The following is a 17,076-nucleotide window of genomic DNA, read 5'->3' on the forward strand; positions in this document are numbered from 1 at the left end:
CGGCCGTCACCTCGCCCCGGCCGTCGCGGCGGGCTTGGACGAGCGGCGTTCCAGCTCGCCGTACCAGGCGGTGAGGGCCTGGCCGAGGGGACCGTCGATCCCGTCGGCTGCCCGCCACGCCTGCTTGCGCTGTCCGTCCTTCCACAGCCGGTAGCTGCGCAGCGTCACAGCCATCGTGTCCCAGCCGGGGTGACTGGTCACGTCACGGGCCTCGACCTGGTCGAGCAGGCCGTCGAAGCCTTTCCACGGCGTTCTCAGGTCGGGCATGACCGGGCTCGCCGCGAGCGAGGTCAGGTGCTCGGCCTGCTCGACGTGGTTGTCGTAGATGTGCAGCGAGCCCACGTGCAGGTGGAACTCGCCCAGCTCCGCGTCGAGCCACCCGGCGACCAGCTCGTGCAACACGGTGTAGAAGAACACGTCGTACGGCATGCCGATCCACACGTCCTGGCCGCGCATCGTGGTCGCCATGTGCAGGCGGCCGACGCGAAGGTGGAAGCGGAAGCCGAGGGTGCAGGGCACGTCCTTGTGCCCGGCGGCGTCCTGGGCCGGGTCGTAGAGCTGGATCAGGGCCCGACGGGAGTCGGGGTCCTCCTTGAGGATCTCCACGACGCGGGCCAGTTGGTCCACCTTGCCGGCCCAGTTCCGCATCCTGGGCCCGTACGCGCCGAGCAGTACGCCGTCGTCGGCGTACTGCCGGAGCCGCGCGTTGTAGTCGAAGATCCACGGGGCGTCGGAGCCGGACAGATGCCAGACGGTCTCGGCAACCGCGAAGGCCGGGTTCACGATCCTGGCCGGGGGCGCGTAGAGCAGACGGGCGCGCGGCTGGGTGAGCAGCAGGTGGACGTCGCGGACTTCCCGGGTGGCCATGCTCCGGGGGCTGACTTTCTCGCCGGACTTGGCCAGCGTGATGGCGCCGGCGAACAGCTCGGCCATGCTGTCGGCGGTGAGGTGCGTCATCGGGAAGGGACTCCTTCACCCTGGGGCGGCACAGAGGCCGCGCCGTGGGCATCGTGGTGGACGTGATCGGAAGACGTGGCGCGGGCTTCGGCGCGCTGGGTGATGAGGCACGCGACCTGGGCCGCGCTGTTGCCGCGCCACCGGCACACCGCGTCCGTGGCCGTCTGCGGGACGGGTGGGTGTGGATCGCGCAGTGCGGAGAGCGCCTCGGCGACGTCGTGAGCGTTGCTGCACCGCTTCGCGAGGCCATGGCAGGCCAGGTCCAGGGTGCGTTCGCTCGGCGAGCCGATTTCGAGGACCGGGACGCCGAGCAGAGCGGCCTCGATCCCGCACGTCGAGTAGGCGCTCGCCAGGGCGTCGGCTCCAGCCAGGCAGCCCCGGGCGCCGACTCGTGGATCGGCCATGGCCACAAGGTCCTCTCCGTCACTCCGGAGCAGTAGGGAGAAGACGTCGGTGCTCTGAGCCGGGTGCGGGGCGATGACGAGCCCCCAGTCGCTGTCCGCCGCACGTAGTCCGTCCAGGAGAAGGTCTGCCTGGGCCTTGAGCCGATCGGGGCCGAACGGCTGGCAGGCCCATACCGCGATCCGGGCGGGAGCGCGGCGGTTGCCGGGAGCCAGCAACTTCTCCAAGTACCGCCGCTGCGCCTCACGGCCGAGGCCCGCGAGCGCATCGAAGCGGGGCTGTCCCAGCACGTGCACTTCGGCGGCGGGGTGGCGCACCCACGCTGTCGCCAGCGGGCGGTCCCTTTCCCCCATCACGACGACGTCGCGGCTGTGCAGTGCCGGCCATGCGACCGACTCCGCCGTCCACGCCCCGTGCTGGACGTGGACCGTGTTCGCGCCGTGGCGTTCCGCCGTGTGCACGGACAGCGCACCCAGCGGGCTGGTGTCGTTGCTGAGGAGGACGGTATGTGGCCGAGTCGCGGCAAGGACACCGCCCAGCCACGTTTCCGTCTGGACGAGGGCCCGCCACGAGGGCTGTGTGCACCCGCCGCTCGACTCCAGGAGTACGGACAAGAGCCTTACGAGCCGTGTGAGTTGGACGGAGTGGTCCTTGATGCGGACGGTGTGGTGGTCCTCGGGCAGGTAGAGGTCCTCGGCGGTGCCGGAAAGGGTGAAGAGGTCGCTCGGCGACGTGCACAGGTCGATGCCCGTGGTCGCCGGTGCCGGGCATCGCTCCACGGGATCGGTGGCGAGGTCGAGCATGAGGCTCGTCCGCCCGTCGCGCTCCAGCTCGACGAGCACCGGCATCAGGGTGGCCGCGTGGCGGGAGGACCAGGACAGCGCTACGACGTCTCTCTCCCGTAGACGCGAGGGGAGCGGGCTCGGCTCCTTGTTCGCCCTGCTGGCCCGAGAGAGATTGCGCAACTGGGCGGAGCGGGACGGGTTGTACGGGGTCGCTGCTCCGAGCAGGTAGGCGATGCCGGACCAGGTGACGGTGTAGGCCAGATACTCCCTTGAGCTGCTCGAACGCAGACCGACGAGCCCTTCGTACGGGGCGAGGGTCACGGGCCCCGGAGCCGCCGCGAACGGCTCCCAGGAGCTCAGGGCCAGCAGCTTGCGCAGGATCTCGGCCACGAAGCGCCGAACGGGAACGTGCTGCACATGCAACCAGCCGACACCACCGGGTGTGAAGGCGAGCGCACCGCTGTAGCTCTCCAAGGCGGCCATGACGGTCTCGACGAGGTCGCGCAGTTCTTCTCGGTCGAGGGGTATGGCCTCCAGCTCGGCCGTCTTGATGCACTCGGTCTGTACGTGGCCGAGGGCGCCGCTGCCGACGAGAGCCCATCGGGGCTGGCCGCCGAAGTCGGAACGGACCAGGCCCAGGCCGCCGGTCGGACGGGTACTCACACCAGGCTCCCCTCAACGAACGGCTCGGACGGCCCGACGAAGTGGAGGAGCTGCAGCAGCTCCTGCGGCGACGCGACGATCTCCGGAATGGGTGAGGTGGGCTGCCCGTATCCCCACCCCGCGTGGACGTACGCGACGCCGGCGCGAGCCGCCGATTCCTGGTCGACCGCCATGTCCCCCACATACGTGGCCGCAGAGGGGTCGACCCCCAGGTCAATCAGGGCCAGCAGGATCGGGTCCGGTGCCGGCTTCGCGCGGCCCACGCTGCTCGGCGTGCGAACGGTGGCGAAGGGGCAACCGAGTTGAGCGAGAAGCGGTGCGGCGCGGTCCAGGGGCTTTGACGTCACGACTCCCAGCCGCCAGTCCGCGGCAGCGAAGGCGTGGAGGACCTCCGCGATGCCGGCGAACTGCCGGGCGAGGTGGGAGGCGGCCCGGGACGCTGTCTCGTACGTCTCATGGACGAGTTCGGCGTCCCTCACTCCGAGGCGGCGCATGATGTCGTTGAACTCGCGCCCTAAGTGGCGCTCGTACGAGGCGAACGGCATGTCGAAGCCATGAGCCGCCTGGACCTCACACCACGCCTTCTCCATGACCGGCCGGGTGTCGAGCAGGACGCCGTCGAGGTCGAGGAGAAGGGCACGTGGCGGCGTACCGGAAGGGGTTCGCTTTGTCGGCGCAGAGCCAGCCGAAGGTGGAGGAATCGGGCGGGTCGTCACGGCGAGATCTCCTCGAAGGAAGGGAAGAGGTGGTGGGCGGGTGGGCGAACGTCCCATGTCACAAAGTCCGACGACGCTCGCCGGACAGGAACAGAGCAGTGTGCCTGCCGAGCCAGCAGCGTTCCTGCTCGGCCCACCCGTTCTGGAGGGCCTGGACCTGTTCCTCGGTGAAGCCGCGTTGCCACGGCCTCTCGTCCGGCTCGGCTCCACGCTCGGACCAGACGCGGACGAGGACGTACAACTGCCCACCAGGCCGCAGCCAACGTCGTGCGTCGACCATGAAGCGCTGGTGATCGATGAACGGCAGGACGTTGCGGCAGACGATGAGATCGAGCGAGGCGGGCTGCAACTGGGTCGGGATCGCGTCCGCATCGAAGTCGCGGACGCCGTAACGCAGCCGACCTTCGGTGCCTTGCCTTCGGGCGGTCTGGATCGCCGCCGGCGAGAAGTCCAAGCCCAGCACGTCGTAGCCCCAGCGAACGAGCTGCCTGCTGAAGCGGCCGATGCCGCAACCGACATCGAGCACGGACGACCCGGCGGACGGGTTGATGTGCTGGAGGAATCGGTCGGCCTCGGCTGCGGTCACGAGACGGTCTATGGCGCGGCCCTCGCGGTACCACGTATCCCACTGGGCGGGGCTGAGGTGGTCCACGGCCGTCGTCATGCCGCGTCCTGAGGGTCTCCGGTGGAACTGGGAGACGCCGGGTTCCCGGGGGCAGGCAGACGTGAGAGGCGGTGGAAGCGGGAGAGGTCGAAGCCGCCACCCCGCACCTCGCCGGCGGGGACGGCGAAGAGATCGAGCCCGGCCTCGCTGGGCAGTTTCGGGGCAGCCTCCTGGATGGCGAGTAGGGCCTCGCCCTGCTCGCGGTGCGGCAGGACTCGCGGCGCCCGGTCGGTGTGTCCCTCGAACGTCATGGTGGTTTCCCTGATCAGGCGAAGTGGTAGGTGATGGTGATCACGGCGAACACGGTGGCGATGAGGAGGACCTGGGCGCTGATCTGCCTCCAGCCCCAACCCTTCGCGTCCATCCAGCGCAGCGGACGCCTTCAAGTCGGCGCGACCGGCTCCTCGGGGATCACGAGGTGTACGAACGCCTGGTACCGCTCGCCCAACTCCTTGATTACGGCTTGGTACTCGTCGTCATCGGAGCTGATGTTGTGCCGGTCGAGGACGATCACGCCGTCCGCGAAACCGCCTCGGATGAGCCGCTCGAGTTCCCCCCAGCCAGGGCGCTTCCAGGGTGGCGTGTAGACGCCACGACTGGTGCGCGAGCCGGGGAAGTACGTCGTGGTCACGGGGATGGCCACATCGTGGAGCCTTGCCCCTACCGCGTAACCGCGCTGCTCGGCCTCGACCTGGAGGGTGTTCCAGTCCTCGTCCGGGCTCGCGCCCCGGCCCAGTACCAAGCTGTAGGCCAAAACGCGGAGTTGGCGATCGCCGGCGTGACGATCGTGCCTTTCGGCGGCCTCGCGGCGGAACCGCTGCCGGAGCCGACGAAGCTGCCCGCTACGCGACGGGCGTTCCAGCATGGCGGGTCCGCGGTCCCGCCTCTGCACCCGAGCGTTATCGGCGTCCTTCCAGTCGCTGGACGCCTGCATCAGACTGAATCGATACCCGGGGGTGATGATCAAGCTATGCAGACTTCTGATTCTTTTCATGGTCGCCTTCCCCCAGATCGCGCTCAGCCCTTGTAGGACTCACCCGACGGTTGCAGTGAAGCGTTCGAACCGGCTGGCCGCTGTGTCAGTACTGACGTGAATCAGGGCCGCCACACGGGTCGTTCGGATACCGTGTGATCAGCTCGTACCAACGATGAAAGCGGTCCGGGACCCCGTGATGGGAGGCCCTGGATGGGGCCCCGCACGCTGGCTCCTCAGGCCCCATCGAGAGCCAGCCGGTGCCTCTGACGTCGATCACAGGGCGAACGAAAGTTCACGGTGGAGGAGGAAGCGTGGGGCAGCAGCCGAACGAGCTGACTCCGGATGCCGGCCCGTGGCATCACTGGGGTTACGAGCTACGGCAGTTCCGCGAGGCCCGTCGGCTGTCGCAGCAGGCTCTCGCTCGCAAGGCGCTGATCGACCGCGCACATCTCGGGCGCTTCGAGCGCGCTGAGCGTCCTGTTCCACGGCACGCAGCCATCGTCCTCGACGATGTCCTCGATGCCGCTGGTGCATTGGTTCGTCGCTGGGACAGTGCGGAGCGCGAGGCTCCCCAGAACGGCTCTGTCCTTGTGTCCAGAGCCGAGACAATGACTCATGGGGCCAATACACGGGGCCATGGGGCCAGCGACCTGGAGACCCTGGCCGCGAGCCGGTTCGGGCAGGCAGGCTCACTTGGAGACGACACGGTCGTCGTCCCTGCCCGAATCCACGGAAGGATCCTCTTCGTGCCCGTGCCCCGCCGTGTTGTTCTCGCCTCCGGGATCGCCGGCCTGGTTGCGACAGCCATCCCGGCCACGACGGCAGCGGCTGCCACAGAACTCGCCGAGATGGGTTCCCCCTTCGAACACTTCGCGCAGCTCCGCCGAGTAATGATCCAGACCGACAACCTCATTGGTCCCCGGCATGTGCTGCCCGCGCTGCAACAACACCTCGTCTCCCTTGCTACAAGACGCCGAGCCGCCCGTGGAAACGACGCCGTCGAACTCCTCGCTCTGGAGACGCGATACGAAGAGCTGGCAGGCTGGTTCGCCCAGGACATCGGCGACGAACGCACCGCCCACGGTCACACCGCGAAGGCGCTCGACGCTTCCCACATCACCGGCGACACTGATCTCACCGCGTACATCCTCGGGCGTAAGGCCCAGCTCGCGGTCGACACCGGTCATCCTGCCGACGCCCTCGGCCTCGCCGCCGCCGCCCGGCGCACCGCCCGGCCCGGGAGCCGTCTCGAAGTCATCGCCGTTCTGCACGAGGCCCATGCGCATGCCGTACTCGGTGAAGGCGGTGAATCCCACAGGGCTTACGACACCGCACTCACCCTTCTCGGCCGCGCGGGCGCCGATGGCGTCTGGGGTTCCTGGCTCGATACGGCGTACATCAGTACCGCCCGAGCTCGCTCCCTCGCTGCGCTCGGCGACTACGAGCAGGCCGCAGCCGGCTTCGACAGCGCCATCGCAGTGCTTCCGCCCGCATACCGTCGAGACCGCGGTGTCTACCTCGCTCGTGCCGCCCGCGCCCATGCGGGCACAGGCAACATGGCCCTGGCCGCCCGAATCGGCGGGCAAGCCGTCGGGATCGCCACCGAGACCGGATCCGCGCGCATCTTCGGTCAGCTTGACCGGCTCGACCAGGCGCTGGCCCCCGCAGCCAGCGAGGATGGCGTCGCCGAGTTCCGAGCCTCGCTCGACCGCATCGTCCTGCATCCCGCCTGACCCATCTGTGCACACCCTCTGGAGATAGCGTGTCTCGCCCGTACGTCCTGCTGTCCGCAGCTGTATCGATCGACGGCCACCTCGACACTCGCCCGGGTGAGGACCGGCTCCTGCTCTCCAACAAGGAGGACTTTGAGCGGGTCGACTCCGTACGAGCCAGCGTCGACGCCATTCTCGTCGGCGCCGGAACACTCCGCGCTGACAACCCCCGCCTCCTCATCAACTCGGCAGAACGCAGGGCGTCCCGGGTCGCCGCCGGTCAGCCGGAGTACCCGCTGAAGGTCACCATCACCGGAACGGGCGACCTCGACCCCGGCTGGAAGTTCTGGCACCACGGCGGAGACAAACTCGTCCTGGCCGTCGGCGACGCGGCCACCACGAAGGCCCGCGCCAATCTCGGCGACCTGGCCACCGTTCAGGACGTCCCTGCCGAGGCCGTGTGGCCGGCCGCGCTCGACATCCTCGGTGACGCATACGCCGTCAAGCGGCTTATGGTCGAAGGCGGCGGCACCATCCACACACAACTCCTTGAAGCAGCGCTCGCCGACGAACTCCAGCTCGTCATCGCCCCGCTCCTGGTCGGCCAGCCGGACGCGGTACGGATGCTCGGCCCAGCGAGCTATCCCAGCGGCCCCGCCGCCCGCCTCCGACTTCTCGAGACCCGCCAGATCGGCGACGTGGTACTCCTGAGATACGCCCCCAAGGACACCGCGACGGAGCCCCGATGAGCACCACCCCTTCAGCCGGCGCCCCAGGCGCGGGCCGCAAGCCCAACACCGCAGACCGGGCCTGGCTCGCCCTCGCCTGTGAGCTGGCCGCCCTCTGCCCGCCTTCGGAGACTGCTTTCAGCGTGGGAGCGGTCATCGTCGCGGCCGACGGGACCGAACTCGCCCGCGGATACTCCCGCGAGAGCGATCCCCACGACCACGCCGAGGAGGGTGCCCTCGCCAAGCTCCCCGCCGAGGATGCCCGGCTCGCCACCGCCACGATCTACAGCTCCCTGGAACCCTGCGCCAAACGGGCATCCCGCCCTCGCTCCTGCGCCCAGCTCATCCAGGACACTGGCCTCCGCCGCGTCGTCACCGCCTGGAGCGAGCCTGACACCTTCGTCACCAGCGCCGAAGGCACCGAGATCCTCGAAGACGCCGGCGTAACGGTCGTTGAACTGCCTGAGTACGCGAACGCCGCACAGGCCCCCAACCTGCACCTGCTCTGACAACCAAGGTGGGACGGCCCCGCCGTCCGCAGGGGAACCTCATCTCCGTCCTCTACGTCGAGTGGCACCACGACCGCTTCCCCGCCATGAGCCAGGCCGAGCACGAGCAGGTCGCCGCTGCCGTGTCCGCCCACGTCGACGTCCGCAACTGGGACTGACCAGAGTGAGGGGACACGACGCCGTGGAAAATCGACGTCCGGGCGGCCATCGACGCGGCGTCCACCAAACCGTTCGGGTTCATGCGCTTCACCCCCGGCCCGGGAGTCCGAGGCCACTACCTGCCCGTCGACCCGTCGTACCTGTCGCGGCGGGCCGAGCGGACCCTGGGGCAGAACTTCCGCTTCGTTGAGCTGGCGAACGACGTCAACAACCACATGCCCGACTACGTGGTGCAGCGTCTCGTGGCGGGCCTCAACGAGCGCGGGAAGCCACTCAAGGGCTCCCGGATCCTGCTGCTCGGTGTGGCGTACAAGGCCAACACCGGGGACGCCCGTGAAACTCCGGAGGCCCGCATCGCCGAACTCCTCACCGGCATGGGCGCCGAGGTCCAGGCCGCCGACCCCCACGTCTTGGACGATGCCCACCCCCGCGCCGCCGACCTGGAGGGCCTCCAGCGGGTCGACGTGGCCCCCGGCCGCCTTACGGCGGCCGACGCCGTCGTCCTCCTCGCGGACCACGACGCCTTCGGCTACCCCCTGATCAGTGCGCACGCCCCATACATCCTCGACTGCCGACGCCGGCTCACCGGCGCCCACGTCGACTCCCTCTGAAGGAAAACAACGTGAAGATCGTGATCACCGGCGGCGCCGGATTCATCGGCGGCAGCCTCGTCCGCGCCCTGACCGAGCAGCCTCAGGTCACCCGACTCCGGGTCGTCGACAAACTCTCCACCGGGGACAAAGCGAACCTCGCCGGCCTCGACGTGGACTTCTTCGAGGGAGACGTCCAGGACGCTGCTCTCCTCAACCAGGCGTTCCGCGGCGCCGACGCCGTCGTCCACCTGGCCGCACTCCCCTCCGTGCCGCGCTCCTTACGGGACCCTCTGGCGAGCCACCACGCCAACGCGACCGGCACCCTCCAGGTGCTCGAAGCCGCCCGCCGCGCCGGCGGGCCGCACGTGATCGCCGCCTCCTCGTCCTCCGTCTACGGCGCCAACCCCCACCTGCCGAAGCACGAGGAGCTCGTCTCCGCCCCGATGAGCCCGTACGCGGTCGCCAAGCTCACGACGGAGGCGTACCTGAGCGCCTACCACCACAGCTTCGACCTACCAGTCCTCCCCTTCCGTTTCTTCAATGTGTACGGCCCGGGCCAGCGCGCCGACCACGCCTATGCCGCCGTCATCCCGAAGTGGATCAGCGCCGCCCTCGCCGGCCAGCCGGTGACCATCCACGGCGACGGCACCCAGACTCGGGACTTCACCTACGTGGGCACCGTCTGCCACGTCCTCACCGACGCTCTCGTCCGCCGGGTCGCGGACCCCTGCCCTGTGAACCTGGCATTCGGTACCCGTACCTCGCTGCTGGACCTGGTCCAGGAGCGAGACGGCGACGGGCCTCCGCGTGCACCGAGAACACGTGCCGGGTCGCGTCGGCGACGTCCCCCACTCACAGGCTGACAGCAGGCGCCTGCGAGCTCTGTTCCCGAGAATCGCCCCCGTAGCCCTCCAGAAAGGGGTTCCCGCCACTGTGGACTGGCTCCGTAAAGCGGCTCACCACGTCACAGCTATCAGGTGATCCAGAGACGATCACGCTGCCACTCATCGTTGACGTGCAGCTGCCTGACGCGTAACTCCTCCTCACCGGTGTCGACAGACATCACCGCGACATCGTTTCCGTCCTTCTCGAGGGCTGACCCCAGCGTGATCGACATGCCTTCCGCCTGTCTGGACTGCGGCTGGTAGAGGATGGACTTACGCGCACTCTCGCCCTGCTCGGAAAGGTAAGGCTAGAGCAGGCGTTGTTGCCTGATCAGGTATTGATGCAGCAGGTGACGGCTGCTGCCAGGACCCGCCTTGGGGTTGCCGAGGACGTGCACGACTAAGTTCAACGAAATTTCTCAAAGGTAGCAATGTCTGCCCCGAAGGCAGCTATAAGATATTCGCCATTCGCTGCCAGACTTGTGCATGTACCGGGCAGAATAAAAGTGTCCAGGCAACGCCGAGTAAGCAAATCCCATAGCGACACTGTGCCGTCTATGCTTCCGGTGAGAACAACGGGGCGACCATCCATTACGGCACAGGTGACATCGTTCAACGAGTCGCCGTGGCCGAGGGGCTTCTTCGAGGCAACGTCGAGGGTCAGCAGTTTGTGTTCAGGCCCTGAAGCAGCGACAGATTCCTCATCCGTCAACATGCATTCAGGCCAGTCCAAAATGCCATCGCTGCCGCCCAGAATCTCGTCGATGGTCTGTTGAAAAAGTAAAGACCACACCCGCTCCTGATCGTCCATGCCAGAGACGATAATGACTAGCTTCCCATCGACCATGGAGCACGCCACTGCACGTGCTCCACTGCGCGCGGTCGCTGGCAGCCTGCCCATGGGTTTCCGCGAGCTCAGATCCCACAGCCGTATCGTGCCATCTCGACCAGCGGTAACGGCAATTGACTGACCGTCGATCGTGGCACACGCCACTGCCGAAGCAGCATTACTTCCAGTACCGAGTAGTTCACCTATGAACCTCCTGGAGGTCAGGTCCCACAGCTGAACCGCACCGCCGTACGAGCAGGTAACGGCCAACGATCGCCCGGCGACTACGGCACACGCCACCGCGTGCACCTCACCGCGCGCGATGGTGAGCGGCTCACCAATAGACTTCCCCGAGGTGAGATCCCACAGCATCACCACGCCATCTCGAGCACCAGTGATGGCGACCGGCCTACCCTCAATGGCTGTACACGCTGACGCGAAAACAATCTCACGGTGCCCCGTGAGCGGACTTCCCACCGAACGCCTGCTCGCGAAATCCCACACTCGAACCGTGCCGTCAGAACCACCGGTAACGGCAACGGGGCGACCCTCCAATTCGGTGCACGCGATGTCGTTCAGGAAATCATCGTGCCCAACGAGAAGTTCACCGATGGATTGTCTCGTGGCCAGAAGCCAAGGCTGTACCGCGCCATCATCTCCACTGGTCAGGGCAATACACTGTCCGTCGAGATCAGTAATTCCCACTACCGGCCCAGAACTGCCGTGATGGGGGATGAATGGCTCGCCGATCAGTCGTCCGGCATCCAAGTCCCAGACCTCTGCGATGCCATCTCCGCTTGAGACAGCAATCACCCGACCATCTAGCGTCGCACATGTGATTGAAAACAGCCGACGGTCCTGCCCGATGAGCGGTTGACCGAAGGATCTCCCTGATGCGAGATCCCACGTTTGAATAGTGCCATTCTCCTCTCCAGTTACGACGACAGGCCGCCCATTTACTTTCGTGCACGCAATCGACGACACCTTACTGCGATGCCCTGCGATACGGGTTTCAATCGATTCTCTGGTTGCCAGGTCCCACATCCGTACTGCCCCGTCATCACCTGCCGCAACGGCAATCGGCCGCCCATTAACCATCGCGCACGCAATGTCACTCACCCAATATTTCTCAATCAGGGGCTCACCGATCTGTTGCGCAGCTATAAGATCCCATGCCTGCACCGTCCCATCGTGCCCGCCCGTAACAGCAATCAGCCGACCGTCCACGTCAAGGACCGCCAGCGCATCCACTATTGCGCCGGCGTGCCCGGCGAGAGGTTTTCCTCTCGGTCGCCCAGAGGGCAGGTCCCAGACCCACACTTCCCCGTCAGTGCTGGTGACAGCGATCGGACGCCCGTCCAGCTCGGTGCACGCCACCCGGTACACGGAACTTTCATGCTTAACCAGGGTATTCACGAGCGCCGGAGAAACGTCTCCCCCGGTAGCGTGGACAGGCCGCCAGGTCTCCGAACCCATTCGGCTCTTTAGGGCTGAGGCGAGCAGGTTAGCGTTATAACGCACCGCATCAATAGCCAAAAGGCGGCGGCGAGCATTCGGCGCAAGGTACCGATGGACCCCGATAGAAGCAAGGTATACCGCCGAGCTCAAATGGCCGAGTTCAGTCCGAGCTTGACGTAGATAAGGGGCAAGACCATCCGGGGCAGCGTGGACAAGGAATTCCGGTTCCGTGAGAATAGCGTCCAGGACGTTTCCTTGAGCGGCGTGAGCAGCGAGATTACGAAGCGCATAAGGGTGAGCGCGACTCCAGTTCAGGTTGCCGTCGATTGCGTGCGGAACGCGATTGGTAAGCGTCGACACGAAGGCGGCATGGACAGCGGTGGATTCAATACCTCCGCGCAGATATTCAGCGAGAGATTGGTGGTAAAGACGGTAGGCAGAGCGGTCATCTTCGACGGCTTCGACGATGTAAGAACCGGCTACCCGACGCAGCCACTGAATGTCCTCGTCTGTATAAGGGCGTCCACTTATTGCCGTCGCCAAGCGAGCCCACACGTCCTCCCACGGGAGACCCTGTCCATATACATAGGCAAGTGGGCGCAGCAGATCTGTGGCGCGATCCGCGTCCAGGCCGAGGCGAACGTTGAGGTCGCGGGCCATGGCATGACCAGCGTGCCTGGGCAGGCTGCTGCGCCAGTTGTGATCGCGGTGATCGGGAACGTGCGGGGTGGCGGCGAGGGTGCCAGCGGTGATGCCTGCGATGAGGAACGAGCGGCCTGCTGCCGTTGCAACCTCAGTGGCGATCGGCAGCCACGCGGAAAGCGAATGCATCCGGTAGGGGGATTCTGGATTGGCGCCGACGAGATTGCGGATCGTATAGGCGAGGAGGGCGTCGGCATCGGCATAGCGCTCTGCATCGAGGTCGATCTGCTCATCACGTTGCAGTCCCAGCTGCGGAAGCAGGTGAGGGCGGGTGCCCAGGAGCAGACGGATACGGCCGTTCGAGTGTTGGATAATCGGGCGCAGAACTGTGGCGCACAGGGTTTCGGGCGATGCTGCCTCGTCGAGAGCATCCACCATGACGGTAAGGGGCTTGTCCCGTCCGTTGAGGGCCTCGAGAAGGCTCCCGACCGTGGGGGCGTTCACCCTCGCGGCGGAGCTTAAGCCAGCCAGGACCTGTTGATCTGTCTGACTCTGGGCGTAAATGGCGACGTCGATATGACTGGCCGCCTGCTCTACACAGTGGTCGAGGCCCAGAGCATGAGCGGGTACGGTGTGGCGCAGCTCGTTGTGGGCTAGGGCAGCTAGAAGTCCTAGCAGGGCTGTCTTGCCTGATCCGGGACCGGCGGTGACCGCCAGGGCTGGTGTGGACAGCTGATCCAGTGAACATCGGAGCCATGTAGCGACGTCGGCGAGCGCTGCGCTGCGCCCGGTGAACCACCAGGCCGTTCGGTCAGTATCCCGGTTGGCTCTGGCACGCACCAGGAAACGGCTCTGCAGCTCGGTGTCGCGTAGGTCGGCCTGCCGCCTCCAGCTGGCTTCTTGCTGTATGGAGAGGTCGATTTCGGTCAGGTAGGGATCATGCCGGGGGTTAGGCAGAAACGGAGGAGTCTCTCCAGCAAGTCCGACCTGGAGGAGGCTGACATGCTGGTATCCGGGGTTCGCGTTCATTTGTTGGACGACCGCATCCAACGCCAGCGCCCGGGGGCCATGGCCAGCAGTAGTCAAGCTGTCAACGGCCCGTACCAGTCTCCGTGGGAACGCTCCAGCCTCGGCCTGCTGCAGAGGTTGCGCGGAGGAGAGGATGATCAGCCCGGAGCCGGACTGTGCGCTCCATTGACGGCTTGTCCGTTCCAATGCCACAGCGGCGAGTTCGTTGCCACCCTGTCCCGCATAGCAGGTATCTAGCATCAACAGCAGGCGGCGCACTTTCGTGCCCGCGAGCATCTTGCGGGCCAATGTCTCTGTGGGCAGTGCGTCCGCGATGTCGTCCGGATCGGTTTCTGAGGTTAAGAGAACGTGACCGCCGCCGTCCTCCTCGTCCAAGACCTCTCCATGGCCCGCGATATAGACGACGATCAAGTCGTCCTCGTGACGCGCGGGTGACTTGCAGAAGGCCCGCAGCCTTTCTGTCAGCTGACTCTCGGTCGGGTCAAGACCGAGATCGCTGACATGCTGGTAGCCGAAGCAGCCAGTGAACAGGTCGATGATGTTCTGCCGCGCCTCGACCAGCCCTGGACGGTCCCACTCCGGCTGTTCCTTGTAGTGGGCAACTGCGGTGGCGATCAAATACCTACGCGGCTCAGCCGGCATCGAGGCCCTCGGCGATCGCGGTACCCGTGAGGAGGCTGGTGAGGTAGATAGTGGCGTCATGTGCATGGGACCCGTTGTGCACCAGTGCCGAGCGGAGCTCCTGCCCGAACTGAGGCCGTAGGTCCTTGATCAGGGCTACTACATCACCGCTGTCGACGATGTTTGTCCAGGCCAGAGTGTCTGCCCCGGGCCAGCGGCCGGGCTCGGGCAGCAACCGATCGAAGATCATCCGAATGCCCAACGGCGACCCCAGTGTGACCAGCGCCCGGACCCCATGGTTGGACAGGGTGCACAGCGCCTCGTAGGCGATTATGGTTCCCAGGGAATGCCCGACGACAACCTGGGTGTCCGCACCAATCAACGCAGCGACTCGCTCCCTAGCCATCCGCCGAAGCTGATTATCTGTTAGGTAACGGCGGACCTGCTTGAGGTCGAAGATCATCGCCCGCAGCGCAATCCCGGAGAAGAACCGCGAGTGCGACAGTGCGCGCAAAGCGGCCTGCACCGAACGCGGCGTGCGTGCCAGCGTGTCCAACCCCGGCGGGGAGACACCCGCGTCCACATCTGCTGCCGCCTGCCACCAGGACAGCAGCAACTCCTTTTCCAACCCAGTGTCGACATCAGCTGCGGTGTACAACGGGTTGCCAACCGCAAGCATCTTGCCCGGCGGCCGGAACAGGTCGCCGTAGAAGGCCATGGCCAACTCATGTTCGCGGAGCAGCGGTCGGCCAGCGCGACGCAAACCGTCCTGCAGTGCGGGGTACCACTCTTTGAACAGGCTGTCCTCGCCCAGCATCTGCTTGCCAACCCCGTGGACCGCGACAACCCGGGCCATGCGACAAACCCCCATTCCCGTAGTTCGCTTGGCTGATGAACACCTTAGATCAAGTAACCCAACGAAAACCTACTCATCAAACACGCACCGCTCGCGCATCCCAGCACTGCGGGTGCCGCTGTGCTCAAAGATCACGCTCAACGCAGAGAAAGATGAGCCAGCTCGTTACTGGCGCTGCGACGTACTGGTCCCCCGTCGCCGGCCTCGCTTCGCTTCCCGACGCGAGCGACGCCTCCCTCTTGGCCACAGTGAACGCCGATCCGCAGAGCTGAAGTTCCCCCAAGGCCGGGTAGTTAGCGTTTTCGCAGGTCATGCAAGGGGTTCGTCATCTGTGTGATTGCTGCGTAACGGCCCGTGCGGACTCTCTTGATCACTCCTCTCTCGGTCCAGCGAGCGAGTTGTCGATAGGTGGCGACGAGGGTGACGTCGCCCAGGAGCTCGGCGATCTCCCTTGAGCGCCACAGCCGTTCGGGTTCTGCCTGCAGGATGGCCAGGACACGTGCCATGCGGCTGCGGGCGTTCTCCCGGACGGTCGTCGTGGGTAGTGCGGGCTCCGGTGTTGGGGGCGGCAGGAGGGTGATCGTCGTCGAGGTCACGGCCTTGCTGCCGTCGGGCCGGCCGTCCAGTTTCCTTTCCGCGTAACGGGAGATGGGTGACTTCACCTTGCGGGTGCTGAGGCGGGTTCGCCGTGCGGGCGACAGTGCCGACAGGACTCGGCGGCCGATCTCTCCGATGCCCTGCTCGAAGACTCCTTCCGCACATACCAGCAGGTCGCGGGCGGTTTGGAGGGCGATGGTGAAGCCGCAGCGGTCGGGATCGGTGCCTGGCCTGGATTCCGCCGCCTCGACCATGGTGCGGCGCAGGAGCTGGTAGAGGGTGAGCAGGGCCCACATCTCCTGCTCGACGCCGACCGGGTCGTGTGAGCGCAGGACACGTCCATGCAGGATGGTGTGGCGCAAGGCGTAGTAGGCGCTCTCGTGCTCCCAGCGCTCGTGATACAGGTGCACGAGGCGGTCGGCGGGGTATCGGCGGGCGTCCAGGAGCGTGGTTGCCAGACGGTAGGAGCCCTCGAAGCTGCTGCCGTCCGTGCAGGTGACACTCACCCGGGCTTCGATGATGCGCACCGGGACGCCGCCGATGACCGAGAGGTAGGAGGAGTCAGCGAGCGGCTGCAGGACCGGTGGACGTCGGCGCTGATTGATGCGGCCCAGAACCCGTGCGCCGGTGGAGTGCACGGCGGCGAGGAAGTCGTTGCCGTCGAAGCCCCGGTCCCACAACACCAGCATCTCGGGGCTCAGATGGTGCAACAACCTTGTGGCGTACGAGGTCTCGCCCTCCCGGGTGGGGCCGAAGACCGCCCCGACCACGGCCCGGGTACCGGTCTCCACCAGCGTCATCAGCTCGACCTGGGGATAACCGCCGTGCGGGCACCGCCCCAGCCAGCCCCGATTGCGCTCACTGTCGGGCACTTTGATCGAGCTGCAGCCGTCGAACGACACCGTCCGATACGGGCCGAACCGTACCCCCGGCGTGGCCGGCTGGGCCATCGTCCCAGCCGTCATCTCGAACAACACCCGCACCGGCGCGCTGCCGAGCCTGCGACGCAGATCACGTAGCGCTTTCGTGCTCGGACGGACAGTCGGCATCCCCGACAGGCCGGCGGTCAGTTTGTCCCAGACCAGTCGGTAGCCGACCTCGGGGAACAGGCACATCGCCAGGAGAAAGTAGACGCCGACCCGCGAGGGCAGATCACGCAAGCGCCGCTGCACGGTCCCGGTCTCCGACAAGACCGCGTCGACCGGGAGTGTCTAATCAACGGCGGATCTGATGATCAAGGAGACGCCAGAGATGACCGAGTCCGTTGTCGAGCAGGAGTCCGTGGAGAAGTCGGCG

13 protein-coding genes and 2 pseudogenes are annotated in these 17,076 nt (G+C 66.3%); 5 read left to right on the plus strand and 10 right to left on the minus strand.

What is annotated here, in order from left to right; all coding sequences use genetic code 11:
* Positions 1-6: 6 nt before the first annotated feature.
* The 6 genes from ACZ7IB_RS39405 to ACZ7IB_RS39430 form a co-directional block, all read right to left on the minus strand.
* Positions 7-957, minus strand: coding sequence for a thymidylate synthase (locus tag ACZ7IB_RS39405; RefSeq protein ID WP_470919383.1), 951 nt, complete (start codon positions 955-957; stop codon positions 7-9).
* Complete coding sequence (locus ACZ7IB_RS39410; RefSeq protein ID WP_470919385.1) at positions 954-2,807, minus strand: hypothetical protein; 1,854 nt, start codon at positions 2,805-2,807, stop codon at positions 954-956. Before ACZ7IB_RS39410 ends, ACZ7IB_RS39405 begins: the two co-directional genes overlap by 4 nt.
* Positions 2,804-3,523, minus strand: a complete 720-nt coding sequence (locus ACZ7IB_RS39415; RefSeq protein WP_470919387.1) for an HAD family hydrolase — start codon at positions 3,521-3,523, stop codon at positions 2,804-2,806. The genes ACZ7IB_RS39410 and ACZ7IB_RS39415 overlap by 4 nt, the downstream gene beginning before the upstream one ends.
* Before the next feature lie 58 nt (positions 3,524-3,581).
* Positions 3,582-4,187, minus strand: coding sequence for a class I SAM-dependent methyltransferase (locus tag ACZ7IB_RS39420; protein ID WP_470919389.1), 606 nt, complete (start codon positions 4,185-4,187; stop codon positions 3,582-3,584).
* Positions 4,184-4,438 (minus strand): hypothetical protein, encoded by a 255-nt coding sequence (locus ACZ7IB_RS39425; protein WP_470919390.1) that lies wholly within the window; start codon positions 4,436-4,438, stop codon positions 4,184-4,186. The genes ACZ7IB_RS39420 and ACZ7IB_RS39425 overlap by 4 nt, the downstream gene beginning before the upstream one ends.
* Before the next feature lie 131 nt (positions 4,439-4,569).
* Positions 4,570-4,941 (minus strand): hypothetical protein, encoded by a 372-nt coding sequence (locus ACZ7IB_RS39430; protein ID WP_470919391.1) that lies wholly within the window; start codon positions 4,939-4,941, stop codon positions 4,570-4,572.
* Between the two features lie 533 nt (positions 4,942-5,474).
* On the opposite strand from ACZ7IB_RS39430, the gene ACZ7IB_RS39435 reads away from it, so the two are divergent.
* The 5 genes and pseudogenes from ACZ7IB_RS39435 to ACZ7IB_RS39455 all read left to right on the plus strand — a co-directional run bounded on the left by ACZ7IB_RS39435 (position 5,475) and on the right by ACZ7IB_RS39455 (position 9,727).
* Entirely contained in the window at positions 5,475-6,896 is a 1,422-nt protein-coding gene (locus ACZ7IB_RS39435; protein ID WP_470919392.1) for a helix-turn-helix domain-containing protein, read from the plus strand.
* A 29-nt stretch (positions 6,897-6,925) separates the two neighbouring features.
* A pseudogene (locus tag ACZ7IB_RS39440) lies at positions 6,926-8,112 on the plus strand (dihydrofolate reductase family protein).
* 8 nt (positions 8,113-8,120) lie between these two features.
* Positions 8,121-8,270, plus strand: coding sequence for a hypothetical protein (locus ACZ7IB_RS39445; protein WP_470919394.1), 150 nt, complete (start codon positions 8,121-8,123; stop codon positions 8,268-8,270).
* Positions 8,271-8,300: 30 nt separating this feature from the next.
* Positions 8,301-8,882: pseudogene (locus ACZ7IB_RS39450) on the plus strand (UDP binding domain-containing protein); the annotation flags it as partial.
* An 11-nt stretch (positions 8,883-8,893) separates the two neighbouring features.
* Complete coding sequence (locus ACZ7IB_RS39455) at positions 8,894-9,727, plus strand: NAD-dependent epimerase/dehydratase family protein (protein ID WP_470919395.1); 834 nt, start codon at positions 8,894-8,896, stop codon at positions 9,725-9,727.
* Positions 9,728-9,837: 110 nt separating this feature from the next.
* On the opposite strand, the gene ACZ7IB_RS39460 is transcribed toward ACZ7IB_RS39455, so the two are convergent.
* The 4 genes from ACZ7IB_RS39460 to ACZ7IB_RS39475 form a co-directional block, all read right to left on the minus strand.
* Positions 9,838-9,981, minus strand: coding sequence for a hypothetical protein (locus ACZ7IB_RS39460; protein WP_470919396.1), 144 nt, complete (start codon positions 9,979-9,981; stop codon positions 9,838-9,840).
* Positions 9,982-10,154: 173 nt separating this feature from the next.
* Positions 10,155-14,324, minus strand: a complete 4,170-nt coding sequence (locus tag ACZ7IB_RS39465) for a caspase family protein (protein WP_470919398.1) — start codon at positions 14,322-14,324, stop codon at positions 10,155-10,157.
* Between the two features lie 13 nt (positions 14,325-14,337).
* Positions 14,338-15,183, minus strand: coding sequence for a lipase family protein (locus ACZ7IB_RS39470; RefSeq protein ID WP_470919399.1), 846 nt, complete (start codon positions 15,181-15,183; stop codon positions 14,338-14,340).
* Positions 15,184-15,476: 293 nt separating this feature from the next.
* The gene (locus ACZ7IB_RS39475; RefSeq protein WP_470919400.1) at positions 15,477-16,970 is read right to left on the minus strand and encodes an IS4 family transposase; all 1,494 of its coding nucleotides are present in this window, start codon (positions 16,968-16,970) and stop codon (positions 15,477-15,479) included.
* Between the last annotated feature and the right edge of the window lie 106 nt (positions 16,971-17,076).

Source organism: Streptomyces sp. NPDC037301, assembly GCF_055602785.1.

What these genes read in the sequence shown, in the direction of transcription:
- ACZ7IB_RS39405 (WP_470919383.1), bottom strand. Translation starts at nt 957, where the DNA reads ATGACGCACCTCACCGCCGACAGCATGGCCGAGCTGTTCGCCGGCGCC.
- ACZ7IB_RS39420 (WP_470919389.1), bottom strand. Translation starts at nt 4,187, where the DNA reads ATGACGACGGCCGTGGACCACCTCAGCCCCGCCCAGTGGGATACGTGG.
- ACZ7IB_RS39425 (WP_470919390.1), bottom strand. Translation starts at nt 4,438, where the DNA reads ATGACGTTCGAGGGACACACCGACCGGGCGCCGCGAGTCCTGCCGCAC.
- ACZ7IB_RS39460 (WP_470919396.1), bottom strand. Translation starts at nt 9,981, where the DNA reads ATGTCGATCACGCTGGGGTCAGCCCTCGAGAAGGACGGAAACGATGTC.
- ACZ7IB_RS39470 (WP_470919399.1), bottom strand. Translation starts at nt 15,183, where the DNA reads ATGGCCCGGGTTGTCGCGGTCCACGGGGTTGGCAAGCAGATGCTGGGC.